Genomic DNA, 17,835 nt, shown 5'->3' with positions numbered 1-17,835 from the left:
TTCCCCTTGCCGGGGTGCGGCGGGGTGGGCTTGGATCACCGCATGAGCCAGCAGGAGAGCGGGGGGACGGGCTCGGCGCCCGTGGGGCCCTACGGCGGTGGGCGGCGGGGGCGGCGGTTCGTCGGGCGGACGGTGCTGGTGAGCGGGGCCGCCGGTGGTATCGGGGCGGCGACCGCGCACCGGCTGGCGGCCGAGGGGGCCGCGGTACTGCTGCTGGACATCGACGACGAGCGCGGGGAGCGCACCGCGCGGCGGATCCGGGCGGCCGGCGGGCGGGCCTCGTACGCGCACTGCGATGTGGCCGGTGAGGACGACTGGCGGCGGGCGGTGGAGGCGGCGCGGACCCGGTACGGGCCGGTGGACGGGCTGGTCAGCAACGCGTATCTGGCGCATGTGGCGCCGGCCGACCGGACGTCGCCGGTGGAGTGGGACCGGCAGCTGGCGGTGAATCTGACCGGGGCGTTCCTGGGCGTGCGGGCGGCGCTTGCGGACCTGCAGGAGCGCGCGGGCGCGGTGGTGCTGACGTCGTCGGTGCACGCGCTGGTGGGGCTGCCGGGACGGCCGGCGTACGCGGCCTCGAAGGCCGGACTGACGGGGCTGGGGCGGCAGTTGGCGGTGGAGTACGGGCCGCGGGTGCGGGTCAACTGCGTACTGCCGGGGCCGGTGCTGACCGCCGCGTGGGACGGGATCGACGAGGAGCGGCGGCGGGCCAGTGCGGCGGAGACGGCGGCGCGGCGGCTGGGGCGGCCGGAGGAGGTCGCGGCGGCCATCGCGTTCCTGCTGTCCGGTGACGCGTCGTACGTCACCGGGGCGAGTCTGGTCGTGGACGGCGGGTGGAGTGTGTACAAGAACTCCTCGTGAGGCAGACCTCTGGGGGGCGGCGCTCGTCGAGCGGTCGTGGTGGGCGGTGCCCGTGACATGGCGCCGTGGTGTGCCGGGACGGTGGGCGGCGCCGGAATCCCACAGGTGACCAGGGGGTCCGATGGGCATCCGATTCGGCGGCGACTACAACCCCGAGCAGTGGCCGGAGGAGGTGTGGGCCGAGGACCTGGCGCTGATGAAGGCGGCCCACGTCACCATGGTCACGGCGGGGATCTTCTCCTGGGCGAAGGTCGAACCGCGGCCGGGGGAATGGGACTTCGGGTGGTTCGACCGGGTGCTGGACGGGCTGGCGGGCGCCGGGATCGAGGTGTGTCTGGCGACGATGACCGCGTCGCCGCCGCCGTGGCTGACGCACGCCCACCCGGAGGTGCTGCCGCAGGGACCGGACGGGCAGCGGCGCTGGCCCGGGGCGCGGCAGCACTTCTGCCCGTCCAGTCCGGTCTACCGGGCGTACGCGGTGCGGCTGGTGGAGAGGCTGGCGGCCCGGTACGCGGGCCATCCGGCGCTGGCGATGTGGCATGTGGGCAACGAGTACGGATGCCACACCCGGCAGTGCTTCTGCGACGCGTCGGCGGAGGACTTCCGGCGGTGGCTGCGGGAGCGCTACGGGAGCGTGGATGCGCTCAACGGCGCCTGGTCGACGGCGTTCTGGTCGCAGGGCTACGGGGACTTCGCCGAGGTGCTGCCGCCGCGGGCCGCGCCGACCTTCCCCAATCCGGCGCAGCAGCTGGACTATCTGCGGTTCAGCGACCGGGCGCTGCGGGAGTGCTATCTGGCCGAGCGGGAGGTGCTGGACCGGGTGACGCCGGGGGTGCCGGTGACGACGAACCTGATGCCGCAGCACAAGCCGGTGGACGCGTTCGGGTGGGCGCCGCATCTGGACGCGATGGCGTTGGACTTCTACCAGGATCCGCAGGTGGCCGACGATCATGTGCGGGCGGGGTATGTCTTCGATCTGATGCGGTCGGCGCGGGGCGGGCAGCCGTGGCTGCTGGTGGAGCAGGCGGCGGGGGCGGTCAACTGGCGGCCGCGGAACGGGCCGAAGCCGCCCGGGGCGATGCGGCTGTGGAGCTGGCAGGCGGTGGCGCAGGGCGCGGACGCGGTGCTGTTCTTCCAGTGGCGGCAGTCGCGGGGCGGGGCGGAGAAGTTCCACTCGGCGATGCTGCCGCACGCCGGGGCGGACACCCGGATCTTCCGTGAGGTGTGCGAGCTGGGGCGGGAGCTGGCGGCGGTTCCGGGGATCGAGGGGGCGCGGTCGAAGGCGTCGGTGGCGCTGCTGGCGGACTGGCAGAGCTGGTGGGCCTTGGAGCTGGACTCCCGGCCGTCGACGGCGCTGGACCATTCGCGGATCGCGCTGGAGCACTACCGGCCGCTGTTCGAGGCGGGGGTGGCGTGCGATGTGGTGCCGCCGCGGGCGGAGCTGGCGGGGTACCGGATGGTGGTGGTGCCGAACCTGTACCTGCTGACGACCGAGGACGCGGAGCGGCTGGCGGCGTTCGTGCGGGGCGGGGGGCGGCTGGTGGTGTCGTTCTTCTCGGGGATCGTGGACGCCTGCGACCGGGTGCATCCGGGGGCGTATCCGGCGCCGCTGCGGGAGGTGCTGGGGCTGCGGGTGGCGGAGTTCTGGCCGCTGGCGCAGGGGCGGTCGGTGGCGGTCGGGGACGGGGACGGGCCGCCGGCGGGGCGGGCGGACCTGTGGTCGGAGGAGATCGTGCTGGAGGGCGCCCGGGCGGTGGCGCGGTTCGTCGAGGGGGAGTTGGCCGGGGGGCCGGCGGTGACCCGGCACGCGTACGGGCGGGGCGAGGCGTGGTACGTGGGCACGCGGCTGGAACCGGCGCTGCTGCGGGCGCTGTTGGACGAGGTGCGGGCGGCGGCGGGGGTGGCGCCGGTGCTGCCCGGGTTGCCGGCCGGGGTGCAGGCGGCGGTGCGGGAGGGCGCCGGGGGCCGGTATGTGTTCCTGCTCAACCACGGGAGCGGGCCGGTGGAGGTGGAGCTGCCGGAGCCGCTGCGGGACGCGTTGGTGCCCCGGGCGGCGGCGGTGACGCGGGTGGGGCTGGCCGCCCGGGGCGTGGCGGTGCTGACCGGTCCGGGACGGCAGGAGGGCGGTGGGGGCGCCGGGGCGTGATCCGTCCGGGGCGGCGGGGCCGGGTCAGGACAGGGTGACCGGTCCCGCGGTGGCCGGTTCGAGTTCGGCGGGGCCGACGCCGGCGCGGCGGGCCAGGGCGACCGCGGCGAGGGTGGAGTGGACGCCGAGTTTGCCGAGCACGTTCTGCATGTGGGTGCGGACGGTGTGCGGGGAGAGGAAGAGCCGTTCGGCGACGGCCTTGCGGCCCAGTCCGGCGACCATGCAGCGCAGCACCTCGCGCTCGCGCGGGGTCAGCGACTCCACCAGTCGTTCGCTCTCGGTGCGGTGCTTGCGGGCGGCGGTCAGCTCCCGCAGGACGCCGGTCAGCAGGGCCGGCGGCAGATGCGTCTCGTCGCGCAGTACGCCCCGGATGACGGCCAGGAGGCGGGAGAGCGAGGAGTCCTTGGCGACCCAGCCGGAGGCGCCGGCGAGCAGGGCGGCGGCGGCCCGGCGGGGGTCGTCGCGGTCGGCGAGGACGACGGTGCGCAGGTAGGGGTGGCTGGTGCGCAGGCCGGAGACGAGGGCGATGCCGTCGCGTGGGTGGCCGCGGGGCGGGCTCTCGCGGGGTGTGCCGTCGCGGGCGGGCCCCTGGGCCGGTACGGCCAGGAGCGGGGCGGCGAGGTCGGCGTCGGCGAGCAGGACGTCGAAGCGGCGGCCGTCGGTGGCGGCCCGGTCGAGTGTGCGGAGTGCCGCCGGGGCGCTGCCCGCGGCGGCGACGTCCACGTCCACTTCCGCGGCCAGGGCGGCCGCCAGCGATTCGGCGAAGATGCGGTGGTCGTCGACCACCAGGACCCGGATTCGTTGCACGCAAGACCCCCTGTCTCGGTGGACGGACCATAGCGGGCCCGGCACCCGGGTGTGCAGATCGCCTCGGCCGTGCGGCCTGTCGCCGCGGGCCTGGCCACGCGTCCCGGGCGTGGTCCCGCACGGTCTCGCCCCCTGATCGGCGCCGGCCCCCACCGGCGCTGGTGACAGCGTACGGATGGGGTGCGGCGGGGGAAGGTGATTGACGAAATCGGCGGTGGACCGGCGGTGGACCGGCGGTTGCGGGCGCACGCCGGCGGGCGTCGGGGCGTCAGGCGGCGGGCGTCACGTCGTCAGGCGTCACGGCGTCAGGCGGCGGGCGCCGGGGCCGGGGACGGCCGGGAAGATCCGCGGCGGGGTGTGTCCGGCGGTGGCGAACGCGGTGTGCAGGGCCTCGGTGACGGGCCGCGCGGCGTCCTCGTCGACGAGGACGAGGGCGGAGCCGCCGAAGCCGCCGCCGGTCATCCGGGCGCCCAGCGCGCCGGCGGCGCCGGCGGCCTCGACGGCGAGGTCGAGTTCGGGGCAGGAGACCCTGAAGTCGTCGCGGAGGGAGGCGTGGCCGGCGGTGAGGAGGGGGCCGATGGCGCGGGGGCGGCCGGCGTCGAGGTGGGCGACGGTCTGCTCGACGCGGTGGTTCTCGGTGACGACATGGCGGACCAGGGCCCGGAGATCCGGTTCGGGCGGCAACGCGGCCAGGGCCTCGGGCAGATGCGCGTACGGGATGTCGCGCAGGGCGCGCACGCCGAGCGCCCGCGCACCGCGTTCGCATCCGGCGCGCCGCTTCGCGTATGCGCCATCGCCGAGTCGGTGGCGGACGCGGGTGTCGACGACGAGGAGGCGCAGTCTCTGGGCGCCCAAATCGAACGGGACGTGGCGGTGGGTGAGGTCGCGGGTGTCGAGGAAGAGGGCGTGGCCGGCGGTGCAGCAGGCGGCGGCGGTCTGGTCCATGATCCCGCAGGGCACGCCGACGAAGGCGTTCTCGGCGCGCTGGGCCAGGCGGGCCAGTTCGGCGCGGGGCAGGCCGAGGCCGTGCAGGTCGTCCAGGGCGAGGGCGGTGGCGACTTCGAGGGCGGCGGAGGAGGAGAGTCCGGCGCCGAGCGGGACGGTGCTGGTGAAGTGCAGGTCCGCACCGCCGACCGGGTGGCCGGCCTCCCGCATCGCCCAGACGACGCCGGCGGGGTAGGCGGCCCAGCCGGCGTCGGGGGCGGGGCGGAGGTCGTCCAGGTGCAGTGCGACGGTGCCGCCGGGGGCGCCGGCGGAGTGCAGCCGCAGCACCCCGTCGGTGCGGGGCGCGGCGGCGGCGATGGTGGTGTGCGGGAGGGCCAGCGGCATCACGAAGCCGTCGTTGTAGTCGGTGTGTTCACCGATGAGGTTGACGCGGCCGGGGGCCGCCCAGGTGCCATGGGGCTCCGCCCCGTAGACCGCGTGGAAGGCCGCCGCGGAGTGCTGTGCGCCGTGCGCCGGATCTGTCACGCGGGTTCCTTCGTGTGGTGTTCGTGGCGTTCGTGGTGTGCGGGTACGTCGTGCTGCCGGCCGTATCGCCCTGGCGGGCTCGTCCTCACACGCCGGACGGGCCGGGATTGCCGGAGCTGTGGGACCGGGTGAACTCCCAGGCGTCCGCGACGATGTCGGCCAGGTCGGTGCGGGTGGGCTGCCAGCCGAGGCGGTCGGCTGCGGTCCGTGCGGAGGCGACCAGGACGGCGGGGTCGCCGGCCCGGCGCGGGGCGGTGATCTCGGGGATGGGGTGGCCGGTCACCTTGCGGACGGTCTCGATGACCTCGCGGACGGAGAAGCCGTTGCCGTTGCCGAGGTTGCAGATGAGGTGTTCGCCGGGGACGGCGGCGCCGAGGGCGCGGAGGTGGGCGTCGGCGAGGTCGGCGACGTGGATGTAGTCGCGGACGCAGGTGCCGTCGGGGGTGGGGTAGTCGTCGCCGTAGACGGAGATCGCCTCGCGGCGGCCCTGGGCGACCTGGAGGACGAGCGGGATGAGGTGCGACTCGGGGTCGTGGCGCTCGCCGCACCTGCCGTACGCGCCGGCGACGTTGAAGTAGCGCAGCGAGACGGCGGCCAGGCCGTGGGCGGCGGCCTCACCGCTGATCATGTGGTCGACGGCGAGTTTGCTGGCGCCGTAGGGGGAGGTGGGGGCGGTCGGGTCGGTCTCGGTGATCGGGCTGCCCGCCGGTTCGCCGTAGGTGGCGGCGGTGGAGGAGAAGACGAGGGTGCGTACGCCGGCGTCGCGCATGGCGGCCAGCAGGGCCATGCTGCCGCCGACGTTGTTCCGCCAGTACTTCTCGGGCTTGGCGACGGACTCGCCGACCTGGGAGAACGCGGCGAAGTGGAGGACGGCGCGGTAGGAGTCGTCGAGGTGGCGGGCGGCGTCGTGGATGTCGCCCTCGATGAACTCGGCGCCGGCCGGGACGGCGGCGCGGAAGCCGGTGGAGAGGTTGTCGAGGACCGTGACGTGGTGCCCGGCCTCCAGGAGGTGCTGGGTCACCACGCTTCCCACGTAGCCCGCGCCACCGGTCACCAGGTACTTGTTCATGGCTGGGTCGCCACCTCTCGCAGTCGGTCGGCCGCGGCTTCCGGCGGCACGTCGTTGATGAACACGTTCATGCCGGACTCGGAACCCGCGAGGAACTTCAGCTTGCCGGGAGTCCTGCGGATGGTGAAGAGCTCCAGATGGAGGGCGAACTCCTCGCGGTCCGGGGCGTGTACGGGTGCCTGGTGCCAGGCGGAGATGTACGGCGTCGGGTCCGCGTGCGGGCCGAAGATCCGGTCGAACCGGCGCAAGACTTCCAGATAGAGCTGTGGGAACTCTGTGCGCGCCGCGTCGTCGAGGGCGAGCAGGTCGGGTACCCGGCGCTTGGGGTAGAGGTGCACCTCGTAGGGCCAGTGGGCGGCGTACGGGACGAAGGCGGTCCAGTGGTCGCCGTCGAGGACGATGCGGCGGCCGTCGGCGCGTTCGCGGGCGACGACGTCGTCGAAGAGGTTGCGGCCGGTGGCCTCGCGGTGGGCGGCGAGGGAGGCCAGCATCCGCTCGGTGCGGGGGGTGACGAAGGGGTAGGCGTAGATCTGGCCGTGCGGGTGGCCGAGGGTGACGCCGATCTCGGCGCCGCGGTTCTCGAAGCAGAAGACCTGTGCCACGCCGGGGAGTTGGGACAGGGCGGCGGTGCGGTCGGTCCAGGCGTCGAGGACGAGGGCGGCCTGCTCCTCGGTGAGGTCGGCGAACGAGGCGTCGTGGTCGGGGGTGAAGCAGACCACCTCGCAGCGGCCGTGGTCGCCGGCGAGCGAGGGGAAGCGGTTCTCGAAGACGACGACGTCGTAGGAGTCGGCGGGGATCTCGGTCTGCCGGCCGCCCCCCGTACCGAGAGCCTGGGCGCCGCTCCCACGGGAGGGGCACAGCGGGCAGGCGTCGACCGGGGGGTGGTAGGTGCGGCCCTGGCGGTGCGAGGCGATGGCGACGTGGTCGCCGAGGAGCGGGTCGGTGCGGATCTCGGAGGCGGTGGCGACCGGGTCGAGGGGGCGGGGGTCCGCGACGCCGCGGTCGGTGGCGTCGGACGCGTCGTAGTAGATCAGCTCCCGGCCGTCCGCGAGCCGGGTCGTCGTCTTCTTCACCGGGAGCTCCTCACCATGACGGCCACACCGCCCAAACAGAAACAAACACAATGAAGCACAACCCAACAGGCCCGTCAACGCGAGATCACCCACCCCCTTCCCGACGGACAGAGCGGAGATAAGGGGCAAACCCCCGCGGAGCCAGAGGCGTTCGCTCATGATCCAACAACTGAATCAAACAAAACTATTCAGTTTTCGGTCGTGTGTGCGTACGTTTTTGTGCGTTCGCTTCGCGCACGCCATCGCGCACAACGCTGTGCTCCCGAAAAGAGTCCCCGCATGATCACTCTGGCCGAAGGGCTACGACTCCCGACCAACGGGCTCGACTACACGATCCTGGCCCTCTACTTCGTCGTCGTCCTCGGCATCGGATTCGCCGCCCGGCGCAGCGTGCGGACGAGCCTGGACTTCTTCCTCTCCGGGCGGTCGCTGCCCGCCTGGGTCACCGGCCTCGCCTTCGTCGCCGCCAACCTCGGCGCCACCGAGATCCTCGGGATGGCGGCGACCGGCGCGCAGTACGGCGTCGCGGTCGTCCACTGGTACTGGATCGGCGCCATCCCGGCCATGGTCTTCCTCGGCCTGGTCATGATGCCCTTCTACTACGGCTCGAAGGTGCGCTCCGTACCGGAGTTCCTGCTCCAGCGCTTCGACAGGTCGGCGCACCTGCTCAGCTCGGTGCTCTTCGCCTTCGCCGCCGTCCTGATCGCGGGCGTCAACCTCTACGCCCTGTCGATCGTCGTCGAGGCGCTGCTCGGCTGGCCGCAGTGGGTCGCCATCGTCGTCGCCGGGCTCTTCGTCCTCGCCTACATCACCATCGGCGGACTCTCCTCGGCGATCTACAACGAGGTGCTCCAGTTCTTCGTGATCCTCGCCGCGCTGATCCCGCTGGTCGTCCTCGGCCTCAAGCGGGTCGGCGGCTGGGGCGGACTGACCGACTCGCTCACCGCCTCGCACGGCCACAACTTCCTGACCGCCTGGGGCGGTACGGGCATCGGCCAGGCCAACGCGCTGGGCGCCAACTGGCTGACGATCGTCCTCGGCCTGGGCTTCGTGCTCTCCTTCGGCTACTGGACCACCAACTTCGCCGAGGTGCAGCGCGCCCTGTCCGCGAAGAACCTCTCCGCCGCCCGGCGCACCCCGCTCATCGCCGCCTTCCCGAAGATCTTCATCGTCTTCCTGGTGATGATCCCGGGCCTGGTCGCCGCCGTCCTCGTCCCGAAGCTCGGCGCCCCCGGCGGCCTGCAGTACAACGACGCGATCCCCTACCTGATGCAGGAGCTGCTGCCCAACGGCGTGCTGGGCATCGCCGTCACCGGACTGCTCGCCGCCTTCATGGCCGGCATGGCCGCCAACGTCTCGTCCTTCAACACCGTCTTCACGTACGACATCTGGGCCAAGTACGTGAAGCGGGACCGGCCCGACGGCTACTACCTGCGCTTCGGCCGGCTGATCACCGCGATCGGCGTGCTGGCCTCGATCGGCACCGCGTTCATCGCCTCGTCGTTCTCCAACGTCATGGGCTACCTCCAGACCCTGTTCTCCTTCTTCAACGTGCCGATGTTCGTGGTCTTCATCATCGGCATGTTCTGGAAGCGGGCCTCGATGAAGTCCGGTGTCTGGGGCCTGCTCGCCGGCACCACCGCCGCGATGGTCAACTACTTCTGGATCTACAAGCAGGGCGTCATCGCCATCCCCACCGACCAGGGCGCCAACTTCGTCTCCGCGATCGTCGGCTTCGTCGCCGGCGCGGTGGTCATGGTCGCCGTCACGCTCTTCACCGCGCCCAAGCCGGCGGCCGAACTCGCCGGGCTGGTCTGGGGGTCCCCCCGCTCGAACGAAGTCGAGAGTGGGGGAGGAACCACCGCGCCGGGGCCGGCGGAGCCCCCCGCCGCGGGCGACGACGCCTGGTACCGCAAGCCCGCGCTGCTCGGCTGGGGCGCCGTCGCCCTCGCCGCCCTGTGCTACCTGCCCTACTCGCTCTGACCGGAGACCCGCCATGTCCGAACTGCAAGACGAAGTCAGCGAGTTGGAGCGCAGGTCGGCCACCGCCGCCCGGCTCTTCGACATCCGCCTGATCATCGGCGGCCTGTTCGCCGTCTACGGCGTGCTCGTCACCGCCGCCGGGCTCACCGCCTCCGCCGCGGACCTGAAGAAGGCCCAGGACATCAACATCAACCTGTGGACGGGCCTGGGCATGCTCGCCCTCGGGGTGTCCTTCCTGGTGTGGCTGAAGCTGCGGCCCACCGTCCCGCCGCCCGCGGCGGACCTCCCCGGCGGTCAGGACGCGGAGCACGGCGAGGCCGGCTGACCCCGCTGGACGCGCTCCAGCAGGCCGGTGCGGGCGGCCAGTGCGGCCGCCTCCAGCCGGGAGCCCACCTCCAGCTTCATCAGCACCCGCTGCACATGGGTGCGGGCGGTGCTCGGCGCGATGTCCATACCCACCGCGATCACCCGGGTGTCCTCGCCCTCGGCGACCCGGACCAGCACCTCCACCTCGCGGGGAGTGAGCAGCGACAGCAGCCGCGCCCCCTCGTCGTCGGGCTGCGCGGCGGGGTGCAGCAGCTCCTCGAACGCCTGCTGGAGCAGTTGCGGGGCGACCGCCGCCTCGCCCGCCCGCGCCTTGATCATGGCCCGCTCGACGCCCTCGATGCGCTCGTCGTTGCGGACGTAGCCGGAGGCGCCGGCGGCGAAGGCGGCGGCGATCCCGCGCGGGCTGGGCACCGGCCCGAGCACCACCACCGCGACCTGCGGCCGCTCCTTCTTGATCCGGACGACCGGTTCGAACGCGCCCGGCTCGGCGGGCCCGGCGGTGCCCAGCAGGCAGACCTCCGGGGCCCGGCTCACCACCAGGTCCGCGGCCCCGGCGCTGGGCGCGGCGGCCGCCAGGACCCGGTGCCCGCGCAGTTTCAGGGCCGAGGCGAGGGCCTCGGCGAGCAGGCGGTGATCGTCGACCACCATGAGCCGCACGCCCATCGAGCGAACCCCCTCAACTCCCCGACGTGGCTGGGTGTTCCCGGGAAGTTACACGCTCGGCTGCCGATCCGCGCCCCCTAGGCTGGAGAAGACCACCGGAACGCGGGAATCCAGACCTATCGGGGCCGATTGCCACCCCTGCGCGGCGACTCCACGAGGGGCGGGGAGGGTTACGCGTCCTCCGCGAGCTCCAGCCAGCGCATCTCCAACTCCTCGCGCTGCCCGCCCAGTTCCCGGAGCTCCGCGTCCAGCCCGGCGATCTTCTCGAAGTCGGTGGCGTGCTCGGCCATCTGCGCGTGCAGCTTCGCCTCCTTCTCCCCGATCTTGTCCAGCTGGCGTTCGATCCGCTGAAGCTCCTTCTGCGCCGCGCGATTGACCGCGGCCGGCTTCTTCGGCGCCGCGGCGGCCGGCTGCGCGGGCGCCGGCGTCGCCGCCTCGATCACCTTCTGCCGGCGCTCCAGGTACTCGTCCAGGCCGCGCGGCAGCATCCGCAGCGCCGCGTCCCCCAGGAGCGCGAACACCCGGTCCGTCGTCCGCTCCACGAAGTACCGGTCGTGGCTGATGACGATCATCGAGCCGGGCCAGCCGTCGAGCAGGTCCTCCAGCTGCGTCAGCGTCTCGATGTCGAGGTCGTTGGTCGGCTCGTCCAGGAACAGCACGTTCGGCTCGTCCATCAGCAGCCGCAGGATCTGCAACCGCCGCCGCTCACCGCCGGAGAGGTCGCCGACCGGCGTCCACTGCTTCTCCTTGGTGAAGCCGAACTTCTCGCACAGCTGCCCCGCCGTCATCTCCCGGCCCTTGCCGAGGTCGACCCGGTCGCGCACCTGCTGCACGGCCTCCAGCACCCGCAGCGCCGGATTGAGCTCGGCGACCTCCTGCGAGAGGTACGCCAGCTTGACGGTCTTGCCGACCACGACCTTGCCGGCCGCCGGCTGCTGCTCGCCCCCACTGCGGGCGGCCGCCTCCAGCGTCCGCAGCAGCGAGGTCTTGCCGGCACCGTTGACGCCGACCAGACCGATCCGGTCGCCCGGCCCCAGCTGCCACGTCAGATGCTTGAGCAGCACCTTCGGCCCGGCCTGGACGGTCACGCCCTCCAGCTCGAAGACCGTCTTGCCCAGGCGCGAGCTGGCGAACTTCATCAGCTCGGCGTTGTCGCGCGGCGGCGGCACGTCGGCGATCAGCTCGTTGGCCGCCTCGATGCGGAACCGCGGCTTGCTGGTGCGCGCCGGGGCGCCGCGCCGCAGCCAGGCCAGTTCCTTGCGCATCAGGTTCTGCCGCTTGGCCTCCTCGGACGCGGCGATCCGCTCCCGCTCGGCGCGGGCGAAGACGTAGTCGGAGTAGCCGCCCTCGTACTCATGGACGGCGCCCCGCTGCACGTCCCACATCCGCGTCGCGACCTGGTCGAGGAACCACCGGTCGTGGGTGACGACCACCAGCGCCGAGCGCCGGCCGGCCAGATGCCGGGCCAGCCACGAGATGCCCTCCACGTCGAGGTGGTTGGTCGGCTCGTCCAGCACGATCAGGTCCTGCTCGGCGATCAGCAGCTTCGCCAGCGCGATCCGCCGCCGCTCACCACCGGACAGCGGCCCGATGACGGTGTCCAGCCCCTGCGTGAAGCCCGGCAGGTGCAGATCCCCGAACAGCCCGGTCAGCACATCCCGGATCTTGGCGTTACCGGCCCACTCGTGATCGGCGAGGTCCCCGATCACCTCGTGCCGGATGGTCGCGGCCGGGTCCAGCGAATCGTGCTGGGTCAGCACGCCCAACCGCAGGTCACCGGCGTGCGTGACCCGACCGGTGTCGGCGGACTCCAGCTTGGCCAGGATCCGGATCAGGGTGGTCTTGCCGTCGCCGTTGCGGCCGACGACGCCGATCCGGTCGCCCTCATTGACGCCGAGGGACACACCGTCGAGCAGCGCACGGGTCCCGTACACCTTGTCGACGGCTTCCAGATTGACGAGGTTGGCGGCCATCTCACTCCTGGTCTGTGACTCCCCGGTCCGGGGCTCGGTCGGCCTCCAAGAGTAGTCGCCCGCCCCCGGCGGCCCGCCTGCCCCGTTGCCCGCGGAGCACAGCGGTGCGCCCGCCCGCGAGAACGCCGCCCGACGCCGGCCGCGGCGTCACTCGTTGTGATGACTAGGACGGATCGGGCCGCTACCGTTTACTGGCAGGACGAAGAATCCCGTCCATGGGAGGAATCATGATCGCCGAGTCCCTCGAGCATCACTGGCCGATGCCCCCGCTGGACGGCTACACCGTGGACGACCTGTTCACCCTGCCGGATCTCCCGCCGCACACCCAGTTGATCGACGGGAGCCTGGTCCTCGTGAGTCCGCAGCGGGAATTCCACACGCTGATGCTGTACATCCTGGAGCACGGCCTGCGGACCACCGCCCCGGCCGAGTTCCGCGTGCGGCGGGAGATGACCGTCGTCCTCGACGAACGCAACGGTCCCGAGCCCGATGTGAGCGTGATCCGGGCCGACGCGGTCACCGGGCCGCACAAGACGCGGTATCAGGCCAAGGACGTACCCCTCGTCGTCGAAGTCGTCTCGCCCGAATCAGCGTCCCGCGACCGGACGACCAAACCGCGGAAGTACGCCGCCGCCGGGATCAAGAACTTCTGGCGGGTCGAGGAAAGCGGGGCCAACGGAAAGCCCGTCGTCCACGTCTACGAACTCGACCCGCTCACCGGGACCTACGTGCACACCGGCATGCACCACGACCGGATCACGGTCGACAGCCCCTACCCCATCGACATCGACCTGACCGCCATCGACAAGCTGTAGGCCTCGCCGGTGACGGCCGGCCGCATGGCGTCGCTCACGTCGGTTGCCGGGGTCGTCAGTCGAGGTACTCCATCGTGATCGGGGCGGTGTTGTTCGTCAGGTCCGGGTCCGGGTGCTCCGGATCGGGTTTCACGAAGACCGTGCCCCGCGCGCCCTTGACCCGTTTGTCGATGCGGAACCGCAGCGTGGGGTGGACGTTCAGAGGTGTCGGGCACAGCACCGTCCGGCGCTTCTTCCCGTAGTACTCGCAGAAGGGGTCGTCGCCGCTCTCGCCGTCTCGGTGCCCGATCAGGGTGAGGCCCTCGGGCAGGGTCAGGTACGTGTCCCCGTCGAAGTAGCCGTCCACGTCCATCACGTCCATGGAGATCTCGTCGCCCACCTTGCCCTTGAGGGTGAACCCGTTGACCTGCTGGTCGTACCTCCGAGTGGTGAGGAATGACAGTTCATCCTTGTCGAACGGCTGGAAACGGCTGCTGTCGGTGGGGCGGAACCCGATCGGCGCGCCGGTTCCCCGTGGGGCCGAGGCGGGCAGCAGATCGCCGCTCGGGGTGTTGGGGGCGGGATACAGGGTGGACGTGATCAGGCCGTGGCTTCCGGTCTTGTCGACCACGGCCGTGAAGGGCCGGTCGGTCTCGTACGCCGCTCCGACGGACAGCGGGCCGGGGATCGTGCACACCGCCTTCTTCGGTGCGTCGGCCTGGTCGTAACGGCAGTTGCGGTACTGCCTGCGCAGCGTCGCCTGCCCCTTCACGTCCACCACGATGCTGAGGTCGCTCTCAATGCCGATCTCTCCGTCGTTGCCGAAGGCGGGCCTCAGCTTCAGCTCGGAGCCGGGCTCTATCGGATCGGGCAACGAGCCCCCCGCGCCGCCCCGTGTCGTCAAGTGCGGTGCGCCGTTGACCAGTTGGGTGGTGTGGTGGATGGTGGGGGCGTTGCTGCTGGTCACGGTGATCTTCAAGGACCCGACCGGCCCCTTCGGCACCTGCTTCTTGGGAAGCAGGTGGAGGTGCGCGGCGTAGGCGTACTCGCCCGAGGCGATGTCCTTGACCTTCCCCGTTGTGCTGTCCTTCGGAGTGCAGGTGACGAGGGCACCGGACCACATGCATCCGTCGAGCCGGTCCCCGGGGTCGAGTGACACGGCCACCGCCTTGGCGTCGGACAGGTCGAAGGTGACCTTGATCTTCTCGGCCTGCGTCGGCACCCGGCCCGGGGATGTCCGGTTCGCCTCCAGGGCGACGTAGAACGCCTCGGGTTGCTGGCCCCAGGGCGGCTCCTTGCCCGGTGCGTCGAGCGCCCTGAGGTAGTGGGTGCGCGGCGTGTCCCGGAACGCCAGCCTCACCCCCGGCCGCTCGGGCCGCTCCACGCCGCTGGCGGTCACCACCCCGCCGAGCACCACCAGAAGGGCGGCCGCCCAGGCCGTGGTCGCGCGTCTTCGCCGGGTATCCGCTCTCGAAGCCCTCATGCCGGACCAGACTCGGGCGGCGGGTCGCGCGGTTGCCGGGTGGCGGACACGGTACGGACACGGATCGGGCACGGACCGGACGGCCCGGCGGCGCCGAACGGCCTTTGCGGGACTAGCCGTTGGTGACGACCGTCGCGCCGGGGGCGGGTCCGGCGGTGGTGCGGGCCGTGCGGCAGGTGCCCGAAGCCCGCAGGGCCGCGGCGACCCGGTCGGCCTGCTCGGCGTCGGCCGTCAGGAACGCGGTGGTCGGGCCGGAGCCGGAGACCAGGGCGGCCAGCGCCCCGGCGTCGGTGCCGGCCCGCAGGGTCGCGGTGAGCGAGGGGCGCAGCGAGACCGCGGCGGCCTGGAGGTCGTTGTCCAGGGCCGCGGCCAGGGCGGCCGGGTCGCCGGTGCGCAGCGCCTCCAGGAGGGCCGGGGACGGCTCGGGGTCGGGGATGTCGGCGGTGGTGGCGCCGGTGCCGGAGGCGTCCCGCAGGCGGTCGCACTCCTTGTAGACGGCGGGGGTGGACAGGCCGCCGTCGGCGACCGCGAAGACCCAGTGGAAGGTGCCGCCGACGGACAGCGGCTCCAGGAGCTCGCCGCGGCCGCGGCCGAGGGCCGCGCCGCCGACCAGGCTGAAGGGGACGTCGCTGCCCAACTCGGCGCAGATGGCGAGGAGTTCGTCGTGGGTCGCGCCGGTGCCCCAGAGGGTGTCGCAGGCCAGCAGGGCGCCGGCGGCGTCCGCGCTGCCGCCGGCCATGCCGCCTGCGACGGGGATGTCCTTGGCGATGTGGAGGTGGACGGCGGGGTCCAGGCCGTGGCGGGCGGCGAGCGCGCGGGCCGCGCGGGCCGCGAGGTTGGTGTCGTCCAGCGGGACCTGGTCGGCGTCCGGGCCGGTGCAGGTGAGCGTCAGGGCGTCCGCGGGGGTGGCGGTGACCTCGTCGTACAGGCCGACGGCGAGGAAGACGTTGGCCAGGTCGTGGAAGCCGTCGGGGCGGCGGCCGCCGACCGCCAGCTGGACGTTGACCTTGGCGGGGACGCGGACGGTGACGCCGGGGGCGGCGGGGCGGCTCATCGGGTGGGCTCCTGGTCGCCGGCGTCGGGGGCCGGGGTCTTGTTCTCGGCGATGGCGATGAAGGACTCGACGGCCAGCGACTCGCCGCGGGCCTGGGGCGAGACGCCGGCCGCGACCAGCGCGGCTTCGGCCGCCTGGGCCGAGCCCGCCCAGCCGGCGAGGGCGGCCCGCAGCGTCTTGCGGCGCTGGGCGAAGGCGGCGTCGACGACGGCGAAGACCTCCTCGCGGGAGGCGCGGGAGGGCAGCGGCTCGGCGCGGCGGACGAGGGAGACCAGGCCCGATTCGACGTTGGGGGCGGGCCAGAAGACGTTGCGGCCGATGGCGCCGGCCCGCTTGACCTCGGCGTACCAGTTGGCCTTGACCGACGGGACGCCGTAGACCTTGCTGCCGGGGCCGGCGGCGAGCCGGTCGGCGACCTCGGCCTGGACCATGACCAGGGTGCGCTCGATGGTCGGGAACCGCTCCAGCATGTGGAGGAGGACCGGGACGGCGACGTTGTAGGGGAGGTTGGCGACCAGGGCGGTGGGCGCCGGGCCGGGCAGCTCGGTGACGTGCAGGGCGTCGCGGTGGACGAGGGCGAAGCGGTCGGCGCGCTCGGGCAGGCGGGCCGCGACGGTGGCGGGCAGGGCCGCGGCCAGCACGTCGTCGATCTCGACGGCGGTGACGCGGTCGGCGACCTCCAGCAGGGCCAGGGTCAGCGAACCGAGGCCCGGGCCGACCTCGACGACCACGTCGTCGGGGCGGACGTCGGCGGTCCGCACGATCCGGCGGACGGTGTTGGCGTCGATGACGAAGTTCTGGCCGCGCTGTTTGGTGGGGCGTACGCCCAGCGCTGCCGCCAGTTCCCGGACGTCGGCGGGGCCCAGCAGCGGGCCGGATTCTTCGGTGGTGTTGCGCTCGCTCACCCGTGAAGCTTACGGCCGCATTCGGGCCAGGGGCTCACGCCCCGGGCGACGTAGAGCTTCTTGGCCCGGTAGGTCTGCTCGGCGGCGGGGGCGTCCTGGGGGCGGCCGGTGCCGCCGAGCCGGTGCCAGGTGGCGACGTCGAACTGGTAGAGGCCGCCGTGGGCGCCCGAGGCGTCGACCGCGTCCGGCCGGCCGCCGGCCTCGCACCGGGCGAGCGCGCCCCAGGCCAGGTGGTCGGCGCCGCGCACGGAGGCGGGCGCGGCCGCGGTGCCGATGCGGACGATCCGCGGGCGGGGGTCGCGGACCGTCTCGGCCGCCACCTTCCGGGGGGTGAGGCGGACGCCGTTGACGGTTTCCAGGCGGTAGGTCAGGCGCCGGAGGCCGGGGGCGCCGGGGCGGACGACCTGCTCGGTGCCGCGGGTCAGCCGCGGGTCGGGCCGCTTGACGGTACGGAACGGGACGGGCTCCTCGCGGACCTCGGTGGTGCCGGTGATCCGCAGCACGGAGACGGTCTGGCCCTCGCGCGGGAAGCTGTCCGGCGGCACGGAGAGGGTGTCGTGGCCGTGCAGCGCCAGACCGGACTGGGCGAGGGCCTCGCGGACGGTGGCGGCGGTGGTGCGGACGCGGTGCGCGCGGCCGTCGGCGACGAAGACCACCGTGCGCGCGGTGCGGACCGCCAGTTCCAGGCCGTGCCGGCCGATGGGGTCGGAGCGGGAGGCGGAGAGATAGGCGCCCTCGGCGCGGACGCCGAGCTGGTGCAGTGCCTCCTCGACGGTCCCGGCGGTGGTCCACACCCGGTGGGGGCGCCCGTCGAGGGTGAGCCGGACGGGCCGGCCGCGGCGGAGGACGACCGCGTCGCCGCTGGCGAGGCCGGTGCCGGGGGCGGGTGCGACGAGGTCGTGCGGGCCGACCGCGAGGTGCTGGTCGGCGAGGAGTTCGCCGATGTCGTCGGCGAAGGTGTGCAGGGTGCGGGGGTGGCCGTCGACGCTGAGCCGGACGGCCTTGTCGTGGGCGACGAAGGCGGTGGTGCCGCCGGCGAGGAAGGCGACGACCAGGGCGCGGGGCAGCAGCCGGCGGAGGCGTTCGGCGGGGTCGGCGGTGCGGCGGCGGTGGCGGCGGTGGCCGCCGCGGGCGCGTCCGGCGCGGTGGCCGCTCTGCGAGGGACTCAACGCCCCACCTCCCACGAGTGACACCACGTAATCGGTCAACTGCGGAATGTAGCGGAGT

General features: G+C 73.2%; 15 protein-coding genes. 5 read left to right on the top strand and 10 right to left on the bottom strand.

Annotated features, from left to right (window positions below):
- Positions 1-42 precede the first annotated feature (42 nt).
- Together ACIQE0_RS14030 and ACIQE0_RS14025 are read left to right on the top strand one after the other, a co-directional pair.
- The gene (locus ACIQE0_RS14030; protein WP_402331454.1) at positions 43-861 is read left to right on the top strand and encodes an SDR family NAD(P)-dependent oxidoreductase; all 819 of its coding nucleotides are present in this window, start codon (positions 43-45) and stop codon (positions 859-861) included.
- A 121-nt stretch (positions 862-982) separates the two neighbouring features.
- On the top strand, positions 983-3,007 hold the full coding sequence (locus ACIQE0_RS14025; RefSeq protein ID WP_402331451.1) for a beta-galactosidase: 2,025 nt from the start codon (positions 983-985) through the stop codon (positions 3,005-3,007).
- 24 nt (positions 3,008-3,031) lie between these two features.
- Here the strand turns inward: ACIQE0_RS14025 and ACIQE0_RS14020 are convergent, their stop codons facing one another.
- The 4 genes from ACIQE0_RS14020 to galT all read right to left on the bottom strand — a co-directional run bounded on the left by ACIQE0_RS14020 (position 3,032) and on the right by galT (position 7,426).
- Positions 3,032-3,814, bottom strand: a complete 783-nt coding sequence (locus ACIQE0_RS14020; protein ID WP_366329994.1) for a response regulator transcription factor — start codon at positions 3,812-3,814, stop codon at positions 3,032-3,034.
- Positions 3,815-4,111: 297 nt separating this feature from the next.
- Complete coding sequence (galK, locus tag ACIQE0_RS14015) at positions 4,112-5,284, bottom strand: galactokinase (RefSeq protein ID WP_402331448.1); 1,173 nt, start codon at positions 5,282-5,284, stop codon at positions 4,112-4,114.
- Positions 5,285-5,369: 85 nt separating this feature from the next.
- Complete coding sequence (galE, locus tag ACIQE0_RS14010) at positions 5,370-6,353, bottom strand: UDP-glucose 4-epimerase GalE (protein ID WP_366329992.1); 984 nt, start codon at positions 6,351-6,353, stop codon at positions 5,370-5,372.
- Positions 6,350-7,426: a galactose-1-phosphate uridylyltransferase gene (gene galT, locus ACIQE0_RS14005; RefSeq protein ID WP_402331445.1), complete on the bottom strand. Its 1,077-nt coding sequence runs from the start codon at positions 7,424-7,426 to the stop codon at positions 6,350-6,352. Before galT ends, galE begins: the two co-directional genes overlap by 4 nt.
- 279 nt (positions 7,427-7,705) lie before the next feature.
- Here galT and ACIQE0_RS14000 point away from each other — a divergent pair, with 279 nt between their 5' ends.
- Positions 7,706-9,409 (top strand): sodium:solute symporter family protein, encoded by a 1,704-nt coding sequence (locus ACIQE0_RS14000; protein WP_402331442.1) that lies wholly within the window; start codon positions 7,706-7,708, stop codon positions 9,407-9,409.
- A 13-nt stretch (positions 9,410-9,422) separates the two neighbouring features.
- Entirely contained in the window at positions 9,423-9,734 is a 312-nt protein-coding gene (locus ACIQE0_RS13995) for a hypothetical protein (RefSeq protein ID WP_366329989.1), read from the top strand.
- On the opposite strand, the gene ACIQE0_RS13990 is transcribed toward ACIQE0_RS13995, so the two are convergent.
- Positions 9,704-10,399: a response regulator transcription factor gene (locus ACIQE0_RS13990; RefSeq protein ID WP_402331438.1), complete on the bottom strand. Its 696-nt coding sequence runs from the start codon at positions 10,397-10,399 to the stop codon at positions 9,704-9,706. The two genes, ACIQE0_RS13995 and ACIQE0_RS13990, sit on opposite strands and share 31 nt — an antisense overlap.
- Positions 10,400-10,569: 170 nt before the next feature.
- Positions 10,570-12,372 (bottom strand): ABC-F family ATP-binding cassette domain-containing protein, encoded by a 1,803-nt coding sequence (locus tag ACIQE0_RS13985; RefSeq protein WP_366329987.1) that lies wholly within the window; start codon positions 12,370-12,372, stop codon positions 10,570-10,572.
- A gap of 215 nt (positions 12,373-12,587) precedes the next feature.
- Between ACIQE0_RS13985 and ACIQE0_RS13980 the strand changes: the two genes are divergently transcribed.
- Positions 12,588-13,187 (top strand): Uma2 family endonuclease, encoded by a 600-nt coding sequence (locus tag ACIQE0_RS13980; protein ID WP_366329986.1) that lies wholly within the window; start codon positions 12,588-12,590, stop codon positions 13,185-13,187.
- 55 nt (positions 13,188-13,242) lie between these two features.
- Here the strand turns inward: ACIQE0_RS13980 and ACIQE0_RS13975 are convergent, their stop codons facing one another.
- From ACIQE0_RS13975 to ACIQE0_RS13960, 4 genes are all read right to left on the bottom strand, one after another.
- Positions 13,243-14,649 carry a hypothetical protein gene (locus tag ACIQE0_RS13975; protein WP_402331433.1) on the bottom strand — a complete coding sequence of 469 codons (1,407 nt, stop codon included), beginning with the start codon at positions 14,647-14,649 and terminating at the stop codon, positions 13,243-13,245.
- Positions 14,650-14,761: 112 nt separating this feature from the next.
- Positions 14,762-15,703, bottom strand: coding sequence for a 4-(cytidine 5'-diphospho)-2-C-methyl-D-erythritol kinase (locus tag ACIQE0_RS13970; protein WP_402331430.1), 942 nt, complete (start codon positions 15,701-15,703; stop codon positions 14,762-14,764).
- Complete coding sequence (gene rsmA, locus ACIQE0_RS13965) at positions 15,700-16,608, bottom strand: 16S rRNA (adenine(1518)-N(6)/adenine(1519)-N(6))-dimethyltransferase RsmA (protein WP_366329983.1); 909 nt, start codon at positions 16,606-16,608, stop codon at positions 15,700-15,702. Before rsmA ends, ACIQE0_RS13970 begins: the two co-directional genes overlap by 4 nt.
- A complete protein-coding gene (locus ACIQE0_RS13960; RefSeq protein ID WP_366329982.1) occupies positions 16,605-17,777 on the bottom strand; it encodes a ubiquitin-like domain-containing protein in 1,173 nt (390 codons plus the stop codon). The genes rsmA and ACIQE0_RS13960 overlap by 4 nt, the downstream gene beginning before the upstream one ends.
- Positions 17,778-17,835 lie beyond the last annotated feature (58 nt).

The organism is Streptomyces sp. NPDC093097, assembly GCF_044754325.1.
In the GTDB taxonomy this organism is placed as follows: Bacteria; Actinomycetota; Actinomycetes; order Streptomycetales; family Streptomycetaceae; genus Streptomyces.
The sequence above is the reverse complement of the archived record's forward strand: the minus strand, read 5'-3'. Positions and strand labels throughout refer to the sequence as shown.